The 22251-nt window shown below is 62.3% G+C and carries 18 protein-coding genes and 1 pseudogene; 14 read left to right on the top strand and 5 right to left on the bottom strand.

Annotation, left to right across the window (positions count from 1 at the left end):
* Nucleotides 1-410 precede the first annotated feature (410 nt).
* A complete protein-coding gene (gene puuE / locus GGR33_RS17225) occupies nucleotides 411-1835 on the top strand; it encodes an allantoinase PuuE (protein WP_183507432.1) in 1425 nt (474 codons plus the stop codon).
* A 172-nt stretch (nucleotides 1836-2007) separates the two neighbouring features.
* Nucleotides 2008-3273, top strand: coding sequence for a urate hydroxylase PuuD (locus GGR33_RS17220; RefSeq protein WP_183507430.1), 1266 nt, complete (start codon nucleotides 2008-2010; stop codon nucleotides 3271-3273).
* Nucleotides 3274-3866: 593 nt separating this feature from the next.
* On the opposite strand, the gene GGR33_RS17215 is transcribed toward GGR33_RS17220, so the two are convergent.
* Nucleotides 3867-5162: an NCS2 family permease gene (locus tag GGR33_RS17215; protein ID WP_183507428.1), complete on the bottom strand. Its 1296-nt coding sequence runs from the start codon at nucleotides 5160-5162 to the stop codon at nucleotides 3867-3869.
* Nucleotides 5163-5697: 535 nt separating this feature from the next.
* On the opposite strand from GGR33_RS17215, the gene xdhC reads away from it, so the two are divergent.
* Nucleotides 5698-6549 carry a xanthine dehydrogenase accessory protein XdhC gene (xdhC, locus tag GGR33_RS17210; RefSeq protein ID WP_183507426.1) on the top strand — a complete coding sequence of 284 codons (852 nt, stop codon included), beginning with the start codon at nucleotides 5698-5700 and terminating at the stop codon, nucleotides 6547-6549.
* Between the two features lie 31 nt (nucleotides 6550-6580).
* Here the strand turns inward: xdhC and GGR33_RS17205 are convergent, their stop codons facing one another.
* Complete coding sequence (locus GGR33_RS17205; protein ID WP_183507424.1) at nucleotides 6581-7531, bottom strand: LysR family transcriptional regulator; 951 nt, start codon at nucleotides 7529-7531, stop codon at nucleotides 6581-6583.
* 359 nt (nucleotides 7532-7890) lie between these two features.
* Between GGR33_RS17205 and guaD the strand changes: the two genes are divergently transcribed.
* A complete protein-coding gene (gene guaD / locus GGR33_RS17200) occupies nucleotides 7891-9237 on the top strand; it encodes a guanine deaminase (protein ID WP_183507422.1) in 1347 nt (448 codons plus the stop codon).
* A gap of 98 nt (nucleotides 9238-9335) precedes the next feature.
* Here the strand turns inward: guaD and GGR33_RS17195 are convergent, their stop codons facing one another.
* Entirely contained in the window at nucleotides 9336-10259 is a 924-nt protein-coding gene (locus GGR33_RS17195) for a LysR family transcriptional regulator (protein ID WP_183507420.1), read from the bottom strand.
* An 87-nt stretch (nucleotides 10260-10346) separates the two neighbouring features.
* On the opposite strand from GGR33_RS17195, the gene GGR33_RS17190 reads away from it, so the two are divergent.
* Entirely contained in the window at nucleotides 10347-10781 is a 435-nt protein-coding gene (locus GGR33_RS17190) for a PACE efflux transporter (protein WP_183507417.1), read from the top strand.
* A 301-nt stretch (nucleotides 10782-11082) separates the two neighbouring features.
* Here GGR33_RS17190 and GGR33_RS26585 read toward each other — a convergent pair whose 3' ends face one another.
* On the bottom strand, nucleotides 11083-11208 hold the full coding sequence (locus GGR33_RS26585) for a hypothetical protein (protein ID WP_425488790.1): 126 nt from the start codon (nucleotides 11206-11208) through the stop codon (nucleotides 11083-11085).
* Nucleotides 11209-11452: 244 nt separating this feature from the next.
* Here GGR33_RS26585 and GGR33_RS17180 point away from each other — a divergent pair, with 244 nt between their 5' ends.
* The 6 genes and pseudogenes from GGR33_RS17180 to GGR33_RS17155 all read left to right on the top strand — a co-directional run bounded on the left by GGR33_RS17180 (nucleotide 11453) and on the right by GGR33_RS17155 (nucleotide 16956).
* Nucleotides 11453-12016, top strand: a complete 564-nt coding sequence (locus GGR33_RS17180; RefSeq protein ID WP_183507416.1) for a ClpP family protease — start codon at nucleotides 11453-11455, stop codon at nucleotides 12014-12016.
* Nucleotides 12017-12738: 722 nt separating this feature from the next.
* Nucleotides 12739-12942: pseudogene (locus GGR33_RS26580) on the top strand (DUF3429 domain-containing protein); the annotation flags it as partial.
* A gap of 780 nt (nucleotides 12943-13722) precedes the next feature.
* Nucleotides 13723-13956 (top strand): hypothetical protein, encoded by a 234-nt coding sequence (locus GGR33_RS17170; protein WP_183507412.1) that lies wholly within the window; start codon nucleotides 13723-13725, stop codon nucleotides 13954-13956.
* A 57-nt stretch (nucleotides 13957-14013) separates the two neighbouring features.
* Nucleotides 14014-14397 (top strand): DUF6894 family protein, encoded by a 384-nt coding sequence (locus tag GGR33_RS26575; protein WP_425488789.1) that lies wholly within the window; start codon nucleotides 14014-14016, stop codon nucleotides 14395-14397.
* Between the two features lie 312 nt (nucleotides 14398-14709).
* Nucleotides 14710-16377, top strand: a complete 1668-nt coding sequence (locus tag GGR33_RS17160; RefSeq protein ID WP_183507408.1) for an alpha-amylase family protein — start codon at nucleotides 14710-14712, stop codon at nucleotides 16375-16377.
* Between the two features lie 378 nt (nucleotides 16378-16755).
* Nucleotides 16756-16956: a hypothetical protein gene (locus GGR33_RS17155; RefSeq protein WP_183507406.1), complete on the top strand. Its 201-nt coding sequence runs from the start codon at nucleotides 16756-16758 to the stop codon at nucleotides 16954-16956.
* A 134-nt stretch (nucleotides 16957-17090) separates the two neighbouring features.
* Here GGR33_RS17155 and GGR33_RS17150 read toward each other — a convergent pair whose 3' ends face one another.
* Nucleotides 17091-18083 (bottom strand): hypothetical protein, encoded by a 993-nt coding sequence (locus GGR33_RS17150; RefSeq protein WP_183507404.1) that lies wholly within the window; start codon nucleotides 18081-18083, stop codon nucleotides 17091-17093.
* Between the two features lie 307 nt (nucleotides 18084-18390).
* On the opposite strand from GGR33_RS17150, the gene paoA reads away from it, so the two are divergent.
* From paoA to paoC, 3 genes are read left to right on the top strand one after another with little or no spacing between them, the layout of a single operon-like run.
* Nucleotides 18391-19029 (top strand): aldehyde dehydrogenase iron-sulfur subunit PaoA, encoded by a 639-nt coding sequence (paoA, locus tag GGR33_RS17145; protein WP_183507402.1) that lies wholly within the window; start codon nucleotides 18391-18393, stop codon nucleotides 19027-19029.
* Nucleotides 19026-19976, top strand: coding sequence for an FAD binding domain-containing protein (locus GGR33_RS17140; RefSeq protein ID WP_183507400.1), 951 nt, complete (start codon nucleotides 19026-19028; stop codon nucleotides 19974-19976). The genes paoA and GGR33_RS17140 overlap by 4 nt, the downstream gene beginning before the upstream one ends.
* A gap of 3 nt (nucleotides 19977-19979) precedes the next feature.
* Complete coding sequence (paoC, locus tag GGR33_RS17135; RefSeq protein WP_183507398.1) at nucleotides 19980-22175, top strand: aldehyde oxidoreductase molybdenum-binding subunit PaoC; 2196 nt, start codon at nucleotides 19980-19982, stop codon at nucleotides 22173-22175.
* The last annotated feature ends 76 nt before the right edge of the window (nucleotides 22176-22251 follow it).

Below are 22251 nucleotides of genomic sequence, written 5' to 3'. Positions count from 1 at the left end.
CTTCTTTAGTGTGCAGCGTGACGCGAAGGTTGATCCTTCCCGGCGCGGTGCCTTTCGATGACGATGGCCGCCGGCCCTATGCGGCCGCGCCACTCGATCGCGGTCTGCTTCCGTTGCAACGGACCCATCACGGCCCGTCGCAATTTCTCGACGCAAATCTCCAACGCGCTCCTGCAGAACTGCGTGCATTGGTACAAAGTCTAGCGGCGATCTCAGATCGGGCTGGCGTGAACGCAGTTCAATTGAGACAGCTTTTTGGTCCGTCCGATAGTGCCGCATATTCTCGGCGGCGCACTACGGGGCGATTGCCGAAAGTCTTTCAAAAAAATCAGAAAAGCCGTCCGGCACGGGCCCGTTATCCTGGGGCATCGAAAGAGCGCCGAAAAGTGCTGCCGCGTACAGGATCGAAGATGCAGACGTCCCGCGACATGATTGGATATGGCCGTCGACTTCCTCAGGTCAATTGGCCCGGTGGCGCGCGGGTCGCGGTCCAGTTCGTGCTGAACTACGAGGAAGGCGGCGAGAACTGCATCCTGCACGGCGATGCTGCGTCGGAAGCGTTCCTCTCCGAGATCGTCGGTGCCGTGCCGTGGCCTGGCCAGCGGCACATGAACATGGAGTCGATCTACGAATACGGCTCGCGGGCCGGGTTCTGGCGGCTGTGGCGGCTCTTCACCGAGCGTCGCGTGCCGGTGACGGTCTTCGGCGTCGCTACCGCGCTCGCGCGAAACCCCGAGGCGGTCGCGGCCATGCGCGAGGCGGATTGGGAGATCGCCTGCCACGGTCTGAAATGGATAGACTACCGCGACTTCACCCGCGAGGCCGAGGCCGCCGCCATGGACGAGGCGGTCCGTCTGCACACAGAGGTCACGGGGTCGCCTCCCCTCGGCTGGTACACGGGGCGATCCTCCGTCCACACGCTTGAGCTGGGGATCGAACGGGGCTTCGCTTACCTATCGGACGCCTATGCCGACGACCTGCCCTATTGGATCGGCGGCGAGGCCGGCACGGGTCTCGTGGTGCCCTATACCCTCGACACCAACGACATGAGGTTCGCCACTCCGCAAGGCTTCAACTCCGGCGATCAGTTCTTCACCTATCTCCGCGACACGTTCGACACGCTCTATGCCGAAGGCGCCACCGCTCCGAAGATGATGTCGGTCGGGCTGCATTGCCGCCTGATCGGCCGCCCGGGGCGACTGGCCTCGCTTGTGCGCTTCCTCGATTACGTCGCCGGGCACGAAGGCGTCTGGATGCCGCGGCGCATCGACATTGCCCGGCACTGGATCGAGCATCATCCCCCGAAGGGGCTGACGCCGAGCCGCATGAGCCAGGGCCAGTTCGTGGCGCGCTTCGGCGACATCTTCGAGGATACGCCCGAGATCGCCGTCCGGGCTTGGCGGACGGGGCTGCGTGACCGCGACGACCTGGCCGAAGGTCTCCATGCCACTCTCGTGGGCGTCCTTCGGGGGCTGCCGAGGGATCGGAAGCGGGAACTCATTCTCGCGCACCCCGAACTGGCCGGGCGGCTCGCCCTGGCCGGCCAGCTCACGCACGCGTCGACCACAGAACAGGGCAGTGCGGGGCTCGATACCCTGACGAAGGAGGAACTGGCGCGCTTCCAAGAGCTCAACACGGCCTATCAGACCCGCTTCGGTCATCCCTTCATCATGGCCATCAAAGGTCGGAACAAGCAGGAGATCCTTGCGGCTTTCGACGACCGGCTGCGGAACGACGTGGAGCAGGAGTTCAAGGAAGCACTTCGTCAGATCGAGAAAATCGCGTGGCTGCGGTTACGCGACAAGCTGCCCTCGCCGCCTCCGATGGACGGCTGACAGCGACAGGTTCCTCCGAGCGGCGCTACTGCCGGATTGAAGATCTCAGATCGACGGCGAAGCGTGATGCCGTCGATCTTCCGAAAAATTCGGAAACTGAAGGGGAATTTCGAAGGCTTTCAATTCGGGACGGACCGCTACGATCGACGCGATAGTCAGGAGAGACCGCGTCGTGGATAGTTTTGTCTGGGAATACGGGAGCCTGCTGCTGCGCTGGCTCCACATCATCGCGGCGATGGCCTGGATCGGCTCGTCGTTTTTCTTCATGCATCTCGACGCGTCGTTGAAGCGGACCCCGGACATTCCGGCGGGCGAAGGCGCGGCGGCCTGGCAGGTCCATGGCGGTGGCTTCTACGAGATGCGGAAGTTCTTCGTCGCGCCGTCCCACATGTCGCCGGATCTGACCTGGCACAAATGGCAGGCCTACACGACCTGGCTGTCGGGCTTCGTGCTGCTTGCCTGGGTCTACTACGCGCAGTCCAAGCTCTATCTGGTCGATCCGGCGGTGTTGGATCTTTCGCCGGCCTCGGCGATCGGCCTGGGCGTCGGTGCCTTGGCGGTCGGCTGGGCCATCTACGACGGCATCTGCCGGTCGCCTCTCGGACGCAACGAAGGCACTCTCGCTGCCATCGGCCTAGTGGTCATCACCGCCGCCGCCTACGGTTTCACCCAGGTGTTCAGCGGCCGCGGCGCCCTGATCCACACGGGTGCGCTGATGGCGACCTGGATGGCGGGCAATGTGTTTCTCATCATCATCCCGAACCAGCGCAAGGTCGTCGCCTCGCTGATGAAGGGCGAGAAGCCCGATCCGGCGCTCGGCAAGCAGGCCAAGCAGCGCTCGATGCAGAACAACTATCTGACGCTGCCGGTCGTGCTGCTGATGATCTCGAACCACTATCCGATGTTGTTCGACGGCCGGGCCACCATCCCGCTGGTCGTGGCCTTGATCACCGCGTCGGGCGCCGTGATCCGCTATTTCTACAACGTTCGGCATGCCGATCATGATCGTTCCCCCTGGTGGGCGTGGGGAGCGGCCGCTGCAGGACTTGCCGCCGCTTTCGCCGTCGCTCTGACGGGCAGCGCCGGCGGCCGATCGCTTCTTGGCCTGCCCGCCCGGGCAGAGGTTTCGCCGACGGTCGTGACCGCGTCGGCGGCACCGACGCCAACGAAGGTGTCCGCACTTTCGGCGCCTCCGGAGCACGTGGTCGAACTCGTCATGGGCCGCTGCGCGATGTGCCATGCGGCAGAGCCAGCATTCGACGGGATCCGCATCGCTCCGAAAGGCGTCCTCCTCGATTCCGAAGGAGCGATCGCGCGGCAGGCGCAAGCCATCCGCCATCAGGCGGTGCTGACCCACAGCATGCCGCCGAACAACGTCTCCGAGATGACCCTCGACGAGCGTGCCCAGATCGCAGCTTGGCTCGAGAACGGTCGATAGGCGATCCTCGCGGCGTCACGCCGCCTTCGATGTTTCACGCCATCGCGTCGTGCGGGATTCCGACCGGTTTCGGTCAGAGCCCGGCATGACGGGATGGCGTCATTTTGCCGAGCGGCGTGCGGTAAGGTAGCGATGGCGTCCCTGTCGCCGACATCGGCACTTCCGCGCCGCCTGCGATCCTTTCGAGATTGGCGGCCTGAGCACGGTGACCACACGTCCAGCCTCGACGCGGTTCCGCTCAATGTGGCCTACCCGCATATGCCACCTCGGAACCGCCGCATCGTGGTCTTCTCAGTTGTCTCTCGTAGCTCGACCGGCCCGGTCGAAGCTCGGCCCGATCGGGCGGAGCACAGATGTCAGTTCGATCTCGGTCCGGGCGTTGCGGCTGAAAGCCCGCCCGAGGCGACCTCGCGAACGCGGTGGAATGAACGACTCAGGCCCGCCGAAGTCGGCACGCGGTCGCCAATCCACGCCTTGGGTCGCGCCCCGGTATCGTTCGGTGAACGACGCGCGCGCAAAAAACCCGGCCCAGTGATCTGGGCCGGGTTCTATTCCCCGATAGCCTGAAGGCAGCTGTCGATCGCTCTTTAGTCTCAGTGGCCCGAGAAGAACGCGAACCGGATCACGAAGAGAGCTGCGACGATCACCGTTGCCGGATGGAGCATTTTCCATCGTCCCGTGCAGACCTTGATGCCGACGTAGCTGATGAAGCCGAAAGCGAGGCCGTTCGCGATCGAATAGGTGAACGGCATTCCGAGAGCCGTGAGCGCTGCGGGTGCCGCCTCCGTGACATCGTCCCAGTCGACCTCGACCAGTTCGCGCATCATCAGGCCGGCGACGTAGAGCAGCGCCGGTGCCGTCGCGAATTTCGGGACCGAGGTCGCCAGCGGCGAGATGAACAGCGCGGCGAGAAACAGCAGGGCGACGATCAGCGCCGTCAGCCCGGTTCTTCCGCCTGCCTGAACGCCGGAGGCGCTCTCGACATAGGCCGTGGTGCTGCTGGTCCCCAGGAGCGAGCCTGCGACGATCGCCGTGCTGTCGGCGAGCAGCGCGCGGCTGAGGCGGTTCGGCTTGCCTTCCTCGATCAGATTGGCCCGCTTGGCGATGCCGATCAGGGTCCCCGTCGCGTCGAAGACTTCGACCAGGACGAACACGAGGATGATGTGGAACAGGCCGCCGTGCATCGCGCCGACGATGTCGAGCTGCATGAAGGTGGGCAGGATCGACGGGGGTGTGGAGAAGACGCCCCGGAACTCGCCGGCGCCGAGGAGCCAGGACAGAATTGTCACGATGATTATGCCGATCAGGATCGCGCCCTTCACCTGCAGGGCGTCGAGGACGGCGATGATCAGGAACCCGAGTATCGCGAGCAGCGGACCGGTCTTGTGAAGGTCGCCGAGGGTGACCAGCGTTGCCGGGCTGTCGACGACGATACCGGCGCTTTGCATCGCGATGATGCCGAGGAACAGTCCGATGCCGACGGCGATCGCGCTGCGCATCGAATGCGGGATGCCGACGATCAGCCAACTCCGGATGCCGGTGACCGTGAGAATGAAAAAAATGACGCCGGAGATGGCAACGGCGCCGAGAGCCTGTTGCCAGGTGAAGCCAAGTGCTGCGACCACGGTGAAGGCGAAGAAGGCGTTCAGGCCCATGCCCGGGGCCATACCGATCGGCCAGTTCGCGACGAAGGCCATGACCAGTGTCCCGAGGGCGGCGGCGAGACAGGTCGCGACGAAGACCGCGCTTCGGTCCATGCCCGTTGTCGACAGAATGTCGGGATTGACGAAGATGATGTACGACATCGTGAGAAATGTCGTAATGCCCGCAATGACTTCCGTGCGAACGGACGTGCCGTTCTCGCTCAGCTTGAACAGCCGATCCAACATTCTATCCTCCCGTTGGCGGACGTCTTACGCGCCGCCGAACACTACGTGATCCGAGCGCGTGTATGTCCCGCCTCGTGATCCTGGTCTCGCGAAGACGAATCCGGCCGAAGTGCTGGCCGGGCCGTTGGAAAAGCTATGCATGGCTGCATTGCTTTCAGTCGCGATGGCGGACAGTGCAGATTCGGGAGAAACTAAGCTAGGTCGACATTCCGCGCGTCGAGATTAAACAGTTTCAACTTTTCCAATACATTCGTCGCGAGCCGCCGGGCGCGGGTGCGACGGCCGCGAGCGAGCAGGTCGGACCGGCAGCCCGTCATCTGTGAACAGGACGCGCGACGGTGTCGTGACCTTGGCAAGATCCGCTGGATCTGTTGATCGCGTCGCAACACAATGGCGCGGCATGCGGCGGAAACAGCCGGCACGACGATCACGACGTGGATCGATTGCCCCTGGTTTGATTGAAAGTCTCGAAGGACCAACTCGCTACCTGAGCGCGCGTGCCTTGCCGATAAATACTCGGCGAGGAACGGAAGCCATGCTGCCTCCAACCGAGAACATTCGTGAATTCCTGCGTGCCGAGCCGAGCTGCGTTCTCGTCACGGTGTCGGGAGCGGCTGGATCGACGCCGCGCGATACGGACGCCTGGATGGTGGTGTCGCGGACGCGGTTGTACGGCACGATCGGCGGCGGGCAGCTGGAATTCATGGCGATCGACCAGGCACGCCGGGCGCTCCGCAACGGCTTCGCCGCCGAAAACCTCGACGTGCCGCTCGGACCTGCGATTGGCCAATGCTGCGGCGGACGTGTCGGCCTGTCGTTGGCGCACGTGACGGAGGAGACCGCCCTGCAGCTCGTGGCACGCAGCAACGCCGAGATGGCAGCGCGGCCGCACGTCTACGTCTTCGGAGCCGGCCATGTCGGACGGGTTCTGACTGCGGCTCTCGCGCTCGCACCTCTGCGGGTCGTCCTCGTCGATACGCGTGAAGGGGAGTTGTCCGCCTGCCCCGTGCTCGGCGTGGAAACCTGTCTCACGCCCATGCCGGAGGCGGTCGTCCGCAACGCTCCGCCGAGAAGCGCCTTCGTGGTTCTGACACACGATCACGCCTTGGACTTCCTGATCGTCGCCGAGGCCCTCCAGCGGGATGATGCCGTCTATGTCGGCATGATCGGATCGAAGACGAAGAGAGCGACGTTGCGCAACTGGCTTGCGCGCGAGGCCGGAGGGACGAAGTTCTTCGATCGTCTGATTTGCCCGATCGGCGGCAAGGTCAAGGACAAGCGACCTTCCGTCATCGCGACCTTGGTTGCCGCGGAGATCCTGACGGCGACGCTCGCCGAACCGCAGGACCGCAAGACGGGACGAGCGCGCGCCAACACCGAGGGGTAACGACCTCGGTCCGAACAGAACGCGAAAAGGTCTAGCGCGGTCCCTGTCGACGGGGCTTCGTCGGCCTCTCCTCGAGCATCTTGCCGATCAGCCGCTGACAGCGTTCGGCCATGAAATCGATCATCAGGCGGACCTTTGGATCCTGGAACCGCTTGTGGGGATAGATCGCCGCCAGCTGGACCTGTGCCGGCGGACTGTCCGCGAGGATTTCGACGAGCGTTCCATTGTTCAGGTGCCCTTTCACCTCGAACAGCGGCTTGTTGATGATGCCGTGCCCCTCAAGGGCCCATTCGGTCAGGACGTCGCCATCATCGGAATCATAGGGTCCCGAGATCTCGAACTTGCGCAGGCCATCGGCCGTCTGGAGCGTCCAGAAATATTCCTTCGAGCCCGGATAGCGCAGCAAGAGGCAGTCGTGCTTGTCCGCGATCAGGGCATCGGCGGTCGCGGGCGTTCCCCGCCTCTCGAGATAGGTGGGCGCCGCGCAAATGACCCGCTCGCTGTTGAGGATGCCGCGCATGCGCAGGTTCGAATCCTCGAGCACGCCGAGCTTGAACGCGATGTCGATGCCCTCGCTCACGATGTCGACGTTGTGGTCGGACAGGCGCAGCCTCACTTCTATGTCGGGATACATCGCGTGGAAGGCGGGGATGCCGGGCGCGATCAGACGCCGCCCGATGCCGAGGGGCGCCGTGATCCGGATTGCGCCCTTCGGGTTCTGCGAGAGGTCGGCGACGGTGCCTTCCGCCTCCTTCACGGCCTCGATGATCTTGATCGCGCCTTTGTAGAATACCCGTCCATGCTCGGTCGGCGTGAGCTTGCGCGTGGTGCGGTTGAAGAGCCGTACGCCGAGATGCCGCTCGAGCTCCTTGATGCGATTGCTGGCGACGGCCGGCGTGACGCGCTGATCGCGCCCTGCCGCAGAAAGCGTTCCGAGTTCAATGACGCGGACGAAAACGCTCACGTTATCAAGGTAGGACATGCCCTTTCCTTAGATGATCGCGCCGGCCGCAGTCCCGCGACATTATCAAGTTTCTCTTGAAAGTGTTTGGAGGCCTTCAGGGATGTTCCCGCCGGTCCGCCGCTGGCACGAATATCCCGAAAGCGGAGCCGCGCTCTCCACCACACGGTCGGCGGCGCCGCGCTGGCCTCGGCAGGCGATCGATCTCTGGTCGCCGGGCGAGATCGCAAGGTGGACGAAGATCCTCGGGTTCGACGGGGAGAAACGACCGCAGGCGCGTGCCGGACGGCCGTCGTCTGCCGTCATGGCCGCACTGCGCAGGACGAGAGCCGTTCCCGCCGACCGGTGCCGGACGGCCGCCCAGGGGAGATAGAGAAGCGATGAGAGACCTGCTGATCCGAGGCCGCGTCCTCACCTTCGTCAACGAGCCGAGCGGCGTCGACGACACGGCGTCCTATCGCTTCTTCGAGGACGGCGCGGTGCTGGTTCGCGGGGCGGCGATCGTCGCGAGCGGGGACTATGATCGGGTGAAGAGCCTCGCGGCCGCCGATGTCACGATCGATGATCACCGGCCCAATCTCGTGCTGCCCGGACTGATCGACACACATCTTCACTTCCCGCAGACCCAGGCCATCGCCTCGTACGGGGCGCAGCTCTTGGAATGGCTGAACACCTACGTCTTCGTGGAAGAGCAGAAATTCGCCGATCCGCTTTATGCGGCCTCGATCGCGAGCCGCTTCATGGACGAATTGCTGTCGAACGGCACCACGACCGCGGTGGCCTACTGCTCCGTTCATCCCGAGAGCGTTGAGGCCTACTTCATGGCTGCCGAAGAGCGCGGCATGCGCATGATCGGCGGAAAGGTCCTGATGGACCGCAACGCGCCCGAGGCGCTGCGGGACAACCCGCAGCGCAGCTACGACGAGACCACCCGCCTGATCACGAAATGGCACAACCGAGGACGCGCTCACTACGCGATCAGCCCGCGCTTCGCCATCACATCGACGCCAGAGCAGATGGAGGTCAGCCGCACGCTCGTGGCAGAGAACCCAGACTGCTATGTCCAGACCCACCTGTCCGAGAACAAGGACGAGATCGCCTTCGCGACCTCGCTCTATCCGGACGCCGTCGACTACACGGACATCTATGCCCGGTACGGTCTGCTCGGCGACAAGACGCTGCTGGGGCACTGCATCTATCTGGACGACCGAGAGATTTCGGTCCTCGCGGAGACGGGCGCCGTCGGCGTGTTCTGCCCGACCTCGAACCTCTTCCTCGGTTCCGGTCTGTTCGACCGGGACCGCTTCGACCGCATCGGAGCCCGCTGGTCCGTCGCGACGGATGTCGGCGCCGGAACGAGCTTTTCCATGCTCGAGACGATGGACGAGGCCTACAAGGTCCTGCAACTCCAGGGTCAGCGTCTTTCGCCCCTGAACTCCTTCTATCGGATGACTCTGGGCAACGCGCGGGCGCTAGGTCTCGACGATCGCATCGGCTCGCTCCATGCCGGAGCCGATGCCGACATCGTCGTTCTCGACTCCTGCGCCAAGCCTGCCATGGAGCTGAGGATGCGGACGGTCAAATCGCTGGTCGAGGAACTCTTCATCCTGCAGACGATGGCTGACGACCGCTGCGTTGCCGAGGTGTACGTCGCCGGCAATGCCATGAAAGGAAAAGCAAGACCCGAGGCTGCGCCGACCGGTCGAGCCGAGTTGGCGCTGGTTTAGCGATCCGCGCGCTCGAGAGCCTGTAGTCGAGCAAGCGCATCAGGGTCGTCGACGACGACATTGACCGGATCTTCGGCCCGGGTTCAGCGGAGGCTGCGTCAGGTGTCGTGAACTTGGCTCGGTCCATCCATCGTCGACCGCCGCCACGCATCGCTCTTCGCCAACTGCTCGCGAAGCCATCGGACCGCGGGGCCTGCGGACCGCTGCTTGTGCCATACGAGTTCCAGCGCCACCGGGTGATCTCCCTCGTCGAACTCGAGCGAAGGCGTCGTCAGGTCGGCTGCGAACGGCGACTGATGCAGGATGTGCTCCGGGATCAACGCCCATCCGAGGCCCTGGCGGAGGATCTGAAGGATCACCCAGTGACTTTCGACCCACCAAACCTCTGCAGCCACCCGTAGCCGGTGCCGTTCACCCCGGTCGCCGCGCTTGGAGACCATGATCTGACGATGGCGTTTGAGGTCCTCCCAGCCGACAGGGGACCGCGTCAGGGGGTGATCGCGTCCACAGACGAGAACGAGCGAGACCCAGCCGATCGTATGGAATCCAAGCTCGGGCGGCAGATCGTCCCGACGCCACATCACTCCGAGATCGGCCTTTCCGTCGAGCAGCAGTCCGGTCACGGCCTCCGTGTGAGGAAACAGCAGTTCCAGTTCGACGAAGGGAAATTGGCAAGCGAAATCGGCAAAAAGGGATCCGATGGCAGGCTCGGGATAAAGCTCATCGAGCGCAACGACCAGACGGGTCTCGATGTGCTCGTCGAAGCTCCGGGCAACGCCGATCAGATGCTCACGCCTGGTGAGGAGCAGCTTCGCTTCGGGAAGCAACCGGGTGCCCGCCTCCGTCAGCAGAGGATTACGGCTCGAGCGGCTGAAAAGCTTGACGCCGAGATCGTCCTCCAAGGATGAGACGAGCGTGCTGACCGCGGACTGCGCCTTTCCGAGATGACGTGCGGCGGCAGAGAACGACCCTCGTTCCGCAGCCGTCACGAACGCTTCCAACTGGTCCAGCGAGACGGCCATCTATCCGTAATTCAGATACTATCTAACTTTGGAGTGCCAGGTCTTCGGATAGAATGCTGCACAGCAAAAGTCGAGGTCATCAACCAAATGCGTACCATCCGCGATCGCGTCCGGCACGCGCTCATGTTCGAAATCGTCGGGCTGGCGATCTTTACTCCGGGATCGGCCATCCTGCTTGGGCAGCCGGTGGAACACATGGGCGTCATCGGCATCGTCTCGGCGACAACCGCGACGCTCTGGAACTTCATCTACAATATGATATTCGATCGTATCCTTCTTCGATGGAAAGGAACCGTCGAGAAAAATATAATGACCCGGCTCGTTCATACAGGACTATTCGAGGCTGGCCTGGTTACGCTTTTGATCCCCTTCATCGCGTGGTATTTGGGGATCAGTCTTCAGGAGGCTATTGTCATCGATTTGGGAATCGTAATCTTCTATCTTTTCTATGCTTTCAGTTTTAATTTCTTATACGACTGGGTCTTTCCAATCGCTCTTCAGGCTAAACCGCGCATGGCCTGAGCGCCGGGAAAATTTTGTGAAAATCGACGAGCAGTCGCGATCTCGATGCTCAAGGCGAAGATCCTTCAGTGCCGGCTGGCTGACGACGCTATATAGATCATCCTCGGCTCGTGTTTGATTATTAGGCTTGTATTCGGATTGACGCTATTGGCCGCTGCCTCATTGTCCCTTCGTTTGCAGTCAGATTTGCCCGAGCGGTTGAGGTAACCTAGCCGATCAAGCGCGACGCGACAGGCCCCATCCTGCAATGGGACTGGAACGAGCACGATGGCCCGCCGGCTGGCCGAAAGTGAATGCAGCATCAGCTGAGGCGACGAGAAATCGCTCGGGCCTTGCGGCGGTAGCCAGGGATCACCCTGGCATTCGACGCCGCAGTCGCCAGCTGCATTGCGGCGTCACTGGCTGCGGCAATCTTCTCGGTGATCATCAACTGCGCTTCGATATGTGCGTTTTGGCCGCCGAACGCGAACAGTGCAATCCGTTAGGCAATGACGCCTTGGGACTCAAAGCCCAGCATCGCCATGTCCATCCCAGTCTTCCACCAAGCGCCGCACATGCCCTGACAATCCCTGTATATTGCAGTGCAACCATACGCGCTCGGGCGCAGTTCCATGCCTGCTCGGTTGACCTCTGACGGCAGAGACATTGATGCCGTAGCCTCAGGAGCATTCATGGACACCCTGCCCGCTTCGGCCTTCAGTCCGCCTTCCGTCCTGCTGTCGGGGCCGGTCGACTATGACATGTATCGGGATTTCCGCCGGCAGTTCGAGCAAGCGTCGGAGAAGACGCTAGTGGTGGTCGAGCTCTCGACCTTGGGCGGCGATCCTGAGGTCGCGCGCATGATGGGCGAAGATATCCGCTATCACAGCGACCTGAGCCCAGAGCGCCGGTTCGTGTTCCTCGGCAAAGCGGCCATCTATTCGGCTGGCACGACCTTCATGAGCTTCTTCGCCCGTCCCAACCGCTACCTCACGCGTGGCACGCGCCTAATGATCCACGAACGTAAGCTTTCGAAGGAGTTGCAGATCAATGGGCCGCTGACGACCTGTGTTGCGACGGTGAAGGCCACGTTGCACGAGATCGAAAGCTCGATCGTCATCCAGAACGAGGGCTTTGAAAACCTCATCCGGGGCTCGACCGTGTCTATTGAGGACGTGCTTCAGCGTGCGCCGTACAATTGGTATATCGAGGCCAACGAGGCCAAGCAGCTCGGGCTAATCGAGGCCGTGCTGTGATCGCGGCCGATCAGCTATATCAGGGCGTACGAATATTGTTTCGTTAGCTGAGTGATTATAATCTTATGGATCAGAATAAAATACGTATTCTAAATCTTCAATAGGCTACTGCATATTGTAGAGGTTGATTATTACCCGTATATACATTCCTGTCGGCTATCAATTATTGTCTTCATGGAACCTGGGGTGCTTGTCGATTGCATGGTGAAGATCTATACGGAGGACGGGCGTACCGACGTCGACCGCCACATCAATGTCTTTATGGTGCTAAAGGCGTCTTCTACCTTCTCGCGATGGAGGACATCAATTTCGACCGCGGACAAATTTTTAATTCAGCTGAATTTGTCTAGGCCAGTTGGCGAAGCTCGTGATTGACGGCAATGGCCGCACTTCTGCCGATGACTTAGCAGAAGGGATGTCTGCTTCGGAAACCGCACGATCCGTCGTGAACGGCTCACTTGGTTGCTAAGCGGCCGGCATGATTTGGCCAGTAGCAGATGGTGGCTTCGAAGGCGCTCTAGTCAGAATGCGGACAGCCCCCTGCCGCCCACCCTCTGGCGGCTACTGCTCAACGAGGATCGATCGGACGAGGCGCCGTCGATCCAAACGTTCTTTGAAGCTGTTCACAGGCCGCATCCGCCCTCACACGAGAAAGGCCGGCGCCTGGGCGCCGGCCTCTCATGTCAGTTAAGAGCCATCACTTCTCGGAATGGCCTGATGGCTTCCTTTCTGGCGTCCGTTGCGGCGTCAGCTTTCGGACCGAAGGTGCCCCGCGAGCAGCGCAGATCGTAACAATGTTCGGCCTGTTCAGCCTCGGATTCCTGGCGTTGGTGGCGGCCGCTCGCGACAAGCCCAGCATGGCGCTGGCGCTCTTTATCCTTGGCTATGCCGTCATCGCGATTCTCGATCCGATCGCCGCTCGACGCCCTGCTTCAAAATCCGCATCGGCCATTTGGCGTTTCACGGTGCGGGCTTTGTTGCGTCTGGCGCGACGTTTGCAGGCATCCCATCATCCTCCCTAAGCACCTTGGCCCGCCCGGCGATTGCTGGAGCGGGCTTCTTTCCATCAGGAGACCGGTTTGCGGGTTTCACGTCGTGCGGGTCATTAGAGGCGAGCCTGGCGCTCTTCGCGAAGCTTGTCGAGGCGCAGTTTGGCAATGGCGTCCCGACCCGCGCCCTCAGCCTCCGATCGCCTCGAAAACGTAGCCGTCGAGCGCATGAAAGGCTCTTTCGTGCCGTAGCGATGGAGCGACCAGCACCATGGCGCCAACGGCCGCCCTGTCTGGTCCACCGAAACTCGAAGTCGGGTTGATGTAACTGTCATGCCTGCCATCATGACACGCGCACCCGACAGTCGCTAGACAGGGTCAATAGGGTCAGATTTCAAACTTACCCACTACGCGGGACTGGGAATAGACGCCCTGACGTTGCCCTCGGCGTCCAATGAGCATGACCCGGTAGCTCGGCGGCTTGGAATCATCCACTCCTGGTAGACCGCCTTGCGGAATGTCGGACATGCCACAACTTCTTCGGCATCGGCGCGTGCGCCTCTGTTCGCGGCGCTCTCAGGGGGAAACCCAAATTTATCCCCGGCCGTTCAAACGCCCAAGGTGTACCTGCGGATGATATAGACGTCTCTTTGTTTCCGTCGAACCATCTGCGCCAACAGCGAGTTACGTCGATCCTTACTCTCTTTGGGATCGACCATGAAAAAGATCACGATCGCCGCCTGCGCCGCGGCGCTGTCGTCGCTGGTCCTGGCTCAGATGACGGCACCTGCCGATGCGCGAAGCCGCCATAAGCGAACATCGACCACGAAAAGCATGAGCACCAGCAAGACGGGTGGCTTGAACTCGTCGCCTTCCGCGGCGGGAGGCAACTCTAGTTCGCCGGCCCAGCCGGGCGCGCGTGGAAGCGCAGGTGGCAGCAACTCGAACTGACTTCGCTCCAGATAAGCCTCAGGCCGCCCGGTTCGCCGCGGCGGCCTTTTGTTTCCAATGATAATTTTTGCCCATACCGTTCGAATTGAAATCGAGTGCCACGTCTGTCCGCAATCGCACGGCAACTTAGCAGGCCCAGGAGCGGTTTTCGCAGCTCCACAGGAGTTGCGCGTGCCCCGCTTTCATTTCGACATTCACGATGGCCGTTCGCTGATGCGAGATCAGGACGGCCAGGAATGCGGGAGCGACGAAGCTATCCGATCCTTGGCGATGCATTCGCTTCCTGAGATCGCTCGCGACGAGATCCCGAAGGATGGCGATCAGCAAGCCTATACTGTGCTTGTCCGCGACGAACACAATCTCACGGTCTACACCGCTACACTGACATTCGCTGGACTTTGGGTGAGGGACCCGTCGAAGCTCGGTCGCGAGTTCGACTAGTTTTTCGGTTGTGAAGCTTGCCGTGCGGGCCGCCCGCGTCACCGCACTTCTGCATCCTGTTGCATGGTTTTGGAGTGGCGAAGCCTCTTCCGTATCGGCCTAGCTCCAGACCCTTATTGGGCCGCCCGGATCGCCGCGGCGGGCGTTTTCGCATCTGTCGGCCGCCCACCATAGGCGAGCCTCTCAGCGATGCGTATCGCCGTCACCTAAGCCTCGCCAATGGATTAACGAAGGGAGATTCGTAAAGAGCGACGTTTTCGAGAACTCGAGCGTTTAAGGTCGATTTCGATCCCGCGTCTGGACGATTGCCTCATGATTACCGATCTCTGGTACAAGAACGCGGTCATCTATTGCCTGTCCGTTCGGAGCTTCATGGATGCAGACGGTGATGGGATCGGTGACTTCGTCGGGCTGGAGCGCCGACTCGATTACCTGCAAGGGCTTGGCGTCACGGCCATCTGGCTAATGCCTTTCCAACCGTCGCCGAAGCGCGACGGTGGCTACGATATCTCTGACTTTTACGGGGTCGATCCGAATTACGGATCGCTCGGGGATTTCGTCTCCTTCACCCACGCGGCTCGTCAGCGCGGACTGCGGGTGTTGATCGATCTGGTGGTGAACCATACGTCGGATCAGCATCGCTGGTTCCAGTCGGCTCGAACCGATCCGAGATCGCCTTATCGAGACTGGTATGTCTGGTCGGAGAAGCGGCCGACCAACTACGACAAGGGCATGGTCTTCCCCGGCGTTCAGAAGACGACATGGACCTACGACGGGGAGGCCAAGGCCTGGTATTTTCACCGCTTCTTCGATTTCCAACCCGATTTGAACACAGCGAACCCCGAGGTACGCGCCGAGATCCTCAAGATCATGGGCTTCTGGCTCGAGCTCGGCGTCTCGGGCTTTCGCATGGACGCGGTCCCCTTCGTCATCGCGCAGAAGGGCGCTGATGTTAAAGGCGAGCCGCGCGAGCAGTTCGACATGCTGAGGGATTTCCGCGAGTTCCTGCAGTGGCGTCGCGGCGACGCGATCATTCTGGCGGAAGCCAATGTGCTGCCTAAGCAGGACTTCGACTATTTCGGAGATGACGCTGACCGGATGAACATGATGTTCAACTTCCAGGTCAACCAGGCGACCTTCTACGCGCTCGCAGCAGGTGATGCGGGGCCTCTGGTCAAGGCGATCGCCAAGACGAAGCCGCGTCCATTCTCCTGCCAATGGGGCACCTTTCTCAGAAATCACGATGAACTCGACCTAGGCCGGCTCACCGAGCGGCAGCGGCAGGCTGTTTTCTCTGCGTTTGGGCCGGACAAGGACATGCAGCTCTACGACCGCGGTATCCGCCGTCGCTTGGCCCCGATGCTAGCAGGCGATCCACGTCGCATTCGCCTCGCCTATTCGCTGATGCTCTCGCTGCCAGGCACTCCCGTGCTGCGCTACGGGGACGAGATTGGAATGGGCGACGACCTCTCGTTGAAGGAACGCGAATGCGCCCGGACCGCGATGCAGTGGACGGCCGAGCGTCATGGCGGTTTCAGCAGGGCAGATAAGCCGTCGACGGCGATCATCGCGGATGGTGCCTACGGCTTCACGCACGTGAATGTCGCCGACCAGCGCCACGATCCCGGATCGCTATTGTCATGGATGCAAAGCATGGTGCGGCAAAGAAAGGAGGCTCCGGAAATCGGCTGGGGAGATGTCGTGCCCGTAGAAACCGGGAACGACGCCGTTCTTGGCTTGCGTTACGACTGGCGAGGCAATGCCGTCCTTTGCCTCCACAATCTCGCGTCGCAACCGCTCGAGGTTCGCTTCGCCACCGGTATCCCGGCTCCCGAGGGCACACTCCTGGTCGACTTGCTGACCGGAAACCGCAACGAGGCCGAAGCCGATGGCGAACACTGTATCTTTATGGAGGGCTATGGATACCATTGGTTCCGTGTAGGCGGACTCGACGCATTACTGAAGCGTCAACCAGCTTGACAAAAATAGCGAACGCTTAGTTCTGACGTCTTGACCTATGCGATGCTAAATTTCCGCTTCGTCAACGTATCGGCCAAGTAAGCGGACACACAGATCGCGGCCAAGAACCGGCGTCAAACCCAATCTGCGCGGTCTCAGGCCAACTCCGATCGAAGGTAAGACCATGCTAATGCTCCATCCGCAGGCGAGATCATGAAATGAAGATACCGCGGTTTTGGTGTTGAATGTTCAAGTCTCCGAAAGGGTTTTTTTCGCCAACAAGAACGATGCGTGCGTCCCCGGTCCGGTTCCTCTGTGAATCGAAGCGCCGAATCTGGAACCGCCATGACCGGGCCGGGATTGACCTTTTGCCCTGGCCAGCCGTCCACGAGACCTTCCATGTCCGACGATAGAGATAAGCACCGGCAGCTGCTGAGCGCGCTCAAGCAGGCGCAGGGCACCGGCGACGGCTCCTTCGAACACGCGGTCATACGAGCGTTCGAGCACGTCTTCGAGCACTTGGAGCGGCTGAACGCAGTGAGCGATCCCGGCGGCGAGGATCGGCCGCTGAAGCCGGGCGAAACCGCGACCCTTCGATAGGGTGCCGACCGAGCCGACGCCTAGCCGGCGCACAATGGCCGTAGACGGTTACGTCACCGGTTCGAGCCTGCCGACGCCTCAATTGCCGATCCTATGCGACAACGAGAAAAAATATGGCTGCGGCGACGCTGGGATCAGTAGGCCACGCTTCCGTACAACTCAGGGTGTTTTCGCATTTGCGCTTTCGAAGGTTTTGGACCTAAATGGAAGATGGTTACATGGGGTAATTCAGGCAATGTCTCGGCTAAAGCTAGTGCTGCCTCCACCGAAAGGACTTCCTGTTCCAATATCCTCAATGCATGAGAAGGGAGATATTCCTCGCACCAAGCGGAATGGCGAAGCTCATAATTGTATCGCATCAATAGACTGGCCGCAGCATCGAGACCACCGTGGGACCCGATTAGATATCTAAGCGCGGTTCTGCCGTATGGCCTGCCAGTTTGACCCAAGCGGGCGCCATTTCGCACTTCTAAGGTAAAGCAGGAAACAGGCGCGCCACGAAGGTAGACTTGCCCGTCGGCAGTTCGCGAAGCGCCGTATGCATCCTCGATCAGTTTACGGAGTTCGGCGAGATCGGTTCCCGGCTCGACAATCTGGCTGATGCACTGTTGGTAACCAATCACGGAAAAGGTCAACGGACTGAAGATCTTTACGTTTTCGACTGTGCGATCCAGTTGCGCATTCGCCACCCAGCGATTGCGAGTCTGGGGGCCAACTAATGCCGATTGGATCTCGTCTGCCGGAAGCGGTACCGCCAAGCCTGCCGCTTTCAGGAGCTCGATCTCCCAGATCCCTCGTCTAAAGCCGTCGACCCGGATAGGGCCATCTGCGTGCCAGCCTAGCGACGCAACTCGCTCGCCTGCGTCGATATCAATAACGTTCTGAAACGGGTCTCCGCGCCGATCGGAGGGCAGCGTCCACCATCTGCCGTCACGGCGCCCGAGCCTGCCGCCCTCCCAACGGTACGAGGTGATCTTGAACCCACGAAACCACGCGCAACGGATGAAGGGCTCTATGTGCCTGGTATCTTGACCGTGATGATCGAGAATGCGCTGCGCGGCGTCCCGGATCTGAAGGAGGATCTCGTGCCGCTCGCCATGGAGCTGAAGTGCGTCAGGGGTCTGCATCAGGGCCTCTGAGATAAGGACCCTTCTTCAGATCACCTGGTCTCGTGAAAGCGTCAATCGCACGTTCGTCGGAGCCTGTGGAAAGAACGAAGATAGAACGCAGGACGCCGCCGTCCAACGGTAGTCCGGGCTTCGTCTTCATAGCCTTGATGGTTCGGCATCCGGCGCCCACGAAGAGAGATGTCCCCGTCTCCGACTGGCCGAACCCGCCACCCGGGCTATTTTAGACCTCATTCACAGCAGCACCCCGCCCCGACAACGCGGTCCGAGCGGGCGAACGCCTCGCGAATGCGGCTCGGAGTGCGCGATGACACAGTTCGGAGAGCTCGACTTCAACCGGCGGGAGGTAGTCGCGGGGGCGTCCGCCTGCACCGCGCTTACCATTCTACCGCTGACCGCACGCGCGGAGGCTGCGACCGTAGGCAGCCCCCCTGTGCTCTCGCCTGTCGCGTTCACGGTGAACGGTGAGCGGCGTGAGCTTCAGCTCGATACGCGCACCACGCTGCTCGACGCGGTGCGCGAGCACCTGCACCTTACCGGCGCCAAGAAGGGCTGCGACCACGGCCAGTGCGGCGCCTGCACCATGATCGTCGGGGGTCGGCGCATTAATTCCTGCCTGACGCTCGCGGTCATGCACCAGGACGATGACATCACCACCATCGAAGGGCTCGGCAAGCCGGGGGCCCTGCATCCGATGCAGGCGGCTTTCGTCAAGCATGACGGTTACCAGTGCGGCTTCTGTACGCCCGGGCAGATCTGTTCGAGCGTGGCAGTGCTCGCCGAGATCGAGGCCGGCATCCCGAGCCACGTCACGGTCGATCTCACCGCGAAGACCGAGCTCACCACCATTGAGATCCGCGAGCGTATGAGCGGCAACATCTGTCGATGCGGTGCCTATTCCAACATCGTCGATGCCATGACCGAAGTAGCCGGGAGGCAGGGATGAGGGCCTTCAGCTACGAGCGCCCGACCACGCCCGCCGAGGCCGCCTCGGCCATCGCGGCACGGCCCGACGCGAAGTTCATCGCGGGCGGCACCAACCTACTCGATCTAATGAAGCTGCAGATCGAGATGCCGGCTCACCTCGTCGACGTGAACGGTCTCGGACTCGATAAAATCGAGCCGACGGCAGAAGGCGGCCTACGCATTGGCGCGCTGGTGCGCAACACCGACCTTGCGGCCGATGGGCGGGTGCGGAAGGAGTACGGCGTACTGAGCCGCGCGATCGTGGCCGGGGCCTCGGGGCAGCTGCGCAACAAGGCGACCACGGCGGGCAACCTGCTCCAGCGCACGCGCTGCCCGTATTTCTACGATACCGCGCAGGCCTGCAACAAACGCCAGCCCGGCTCTGGTTGCGCGGCGATCGGCGGGATCTCGCGTCAGCTCGGGGTGATCGGCACGAGCGAGGCCTGCATCGCCACCAATCCCGGCGACATGAGCGTCGCGTTGCGTGTGCTCGACGCCACCGTCGAGACGGTCGATGCCAAGGGCGCCACACGAACGATTCCGATCGCGGAGTTCCACCGCCTGCCGGGCGACACGCCGCAGGTCGAGACGGCGCTCAAACCCGGCGAGCTCATCACGGCGGTGAGCCTGCCGAGGCCCGTCGGCGGGACCCACTTCTACCGCAAGGTCCGCGACCGTGCCTCCTACGCCTTCGCGCTCGTCTCCGTCGCGGCGATCGTGCAGCGCGATGGCAGCGGACGGGTGGCGTTCGGCGGGTTGGCGCCGAAGCCATGGCGTGTCGAGGCGGCCGAGGCCGACCTGCCGGAGGGCGCCAAGCGTGTCGCGGACCGCGCCTTCGCCGAGGCGAAACCGACCCGCGACAACGCGTTCAAGCTTAAGCTCGCCGAGCGCGCGCTCGACGCCGTGCTGACCGAAGCGAGGGGCTGAGCCATGAAGTTCGACACGCCCGCCGGCCGGAACCCGATCGACCAGCTGAAGGTGATCGGCAAGCCGACCGACCGCATCGAGGGCCCCTACAAGGTCACCGGCACTGCCCCCTACGCCTACGATTGGCACGACCCGACGCTGACGCCCCTATACGGCTTCGTGGTCGGCTCCGGCGTCGCGAAGGGCCGCATTGCCGGCATGGACCTCACGACGGCCAAGGCCGCGCCGGGTGTAGTGACGATCGTCACCGCCGAGACGGCCGGCCCGCTCGGCCTGGGTCAGTTCAACACCGCACCCCTGCTCGGCGGCCCCGAGGTCGCGCATTACCATCAGGCCGTGGCCCTGGTGGTGGCCGAGAGCTTCGAGCAAGCCCGTGCCGCCGCTGCTTTAGTCAGGGTCGATTACGACGAGGCGAAGGGCGCCTTCGACCTCGCGGCGTCGCGGGGCTCGGCCAAGGCCGCCAAGATCCAGACCAACCCGGCCGAGACCGCCATCGGCAATTTCGAAGCTGCCTTCGGCAAGGCGGCGGTTCGGCTCGAAGAGACGTACACCACGCCGAACGAGGCGCATGCGATGATGGAGCCGCATGCTTCCATCGCCTCCTGGGAGGGCGACGCGCTGACGGTGTGGACCTCCAACCAGATGATCGACAGGAGCGTCAGCGACATCGTTAAGACGCTGAAGATGCCGAAGGAGAAGGTGCGGCTAATCTCGCCCTTTATCGGCGGCGGCTTCGGCGGCAAGCTTTGGATCCGCTCCGACGTGATCCTCGCCGCGCTCGGCGCGCGGCAGGCGGGACGGCCTGTGAAAGTCGCACTGACCCGGCCGCTAATGTTCAACAACACCGTTCATCGCTCGGGCACGATCCAGCGCATCCGCATCGGCGCGGACACAGACGGCACGATCATCGCGATCGGGCATGAGAGCTGGTCGGGCAACCAGGTGGGCGGCCGGCCCGAGGGCGCAGTCGCGCAGACGCGGCTGCTCTACGCCGGATCCAACCGGATGACGGCCGAGCGTGTCGCGGCGCTCGACCTGCCCGAGAGCAACGCCATGCGCGCACCAGGCGAGGCGCCGGGCCTGATGGCGCTGGAAATGGCCGTCGATGAGATGGCCGACCGGCTCGGGATGGACCCGGTTCAGTTTCGGATCAAGAACGACACCCAGGTCGATCCGGAGAAGCCGGAGCGGCCCTTCTCGCAACGCCAGCTCGTGGCAGCCTTGCGCGACGGCGCCGAGCGCTTCGGCTGGTCGAAGCGGGTTGCGACGCCCGGTCAGGTCCGCGATGGGCGCTGGCGAGTTGGGCTAGGTGTGGCCGCAGCCTTCCGCAACAACCAGGTAATGAAGTCTGGCGCTCGCGTCCGGCTCGGAGCCGACGGCATGGTCACCGTCGAGACCGACATGACCGATATCGGCACCGGGACCTACACGATCATCGGCCAGACCGCGGCCGAGATGATGGGTGTCACCCTCGACAAAGTGGTCGTGCGTCTCGGCGACTCCTCCTTCCCTATTTCCTCCGGCTCGGGCGGCCAGTGGGGCGCCAACAGTTCGACCTCGGGCGTTTACGCTGCCTGCGCCAAGTTGCGCGAGGCGGTAACACAGAAGCTCGGCTTCAATTCGGACGACGCGGTATTCGAGGACAGCCAAGTCCGTTCCGGCAACCGCAGCCTCCCGCTTGCCGAGGCCGGCGAGCTCGTCGCCGAGGACGCGATCGAGTTCGAGGGCCTCGCCAACAAGTACCAACAATCGACCTTCGGCGCGCATTTCGTCGAGGTCGGCGTCGATGCCGCAACGGCCGAGATCCGCGTCCGACGGATGCTCGCCGTCTGCGCGGGCGGCCGAATCCTGAACCCGAAATCGGCCCGCAGCCAAGTCATCGGAGCGATGACGATGGGGGTTGGCGCGGCGCTGATGGAGGAACTCGTGGTCGACAAGACCCGCGGCTTTTTCGTCAACCACGACCTCGCGGGCTACGAGGTGCCTGTACACGCCGACATCCCACACCAGGAGGTGATCTTCTTAGACGAGGTCGACCCGATCTCCTCGCCGATGAAAGCCAAGGGCGTCGGTGAACTCGGCATCTGCGGATGTGCGGCGGCGGTCGCCAACGCCATCTACAATGCGACCGGCATCCGGGTGCGCGACTACCCGATCACGCTCGACAAGCTGCTGGAGCGGATGCCCGACGCGGCATGAGATAGCCCGAACTTAATCAAACAAAACATGTCAAGCGCTCTACAGGTGAGGAATACTTTAACATCCAATATTGGAT

Origin of the sequence: Methylobacterium brachythecii, assembly GCF_014196345.1 — a bacterium.
Taxonomy (GTDB): Bacteria; Pseudomonadota; Alphaproteobacteria; order Rhizobiales; family Beijerinckiaceae; genus Methylobacterium; species Methylobacterium brachythecii.
Note: the sequence above shows the minus strand (reverse complement) of the source record. Positions and strands in the feature narration are given on the sequence as shown.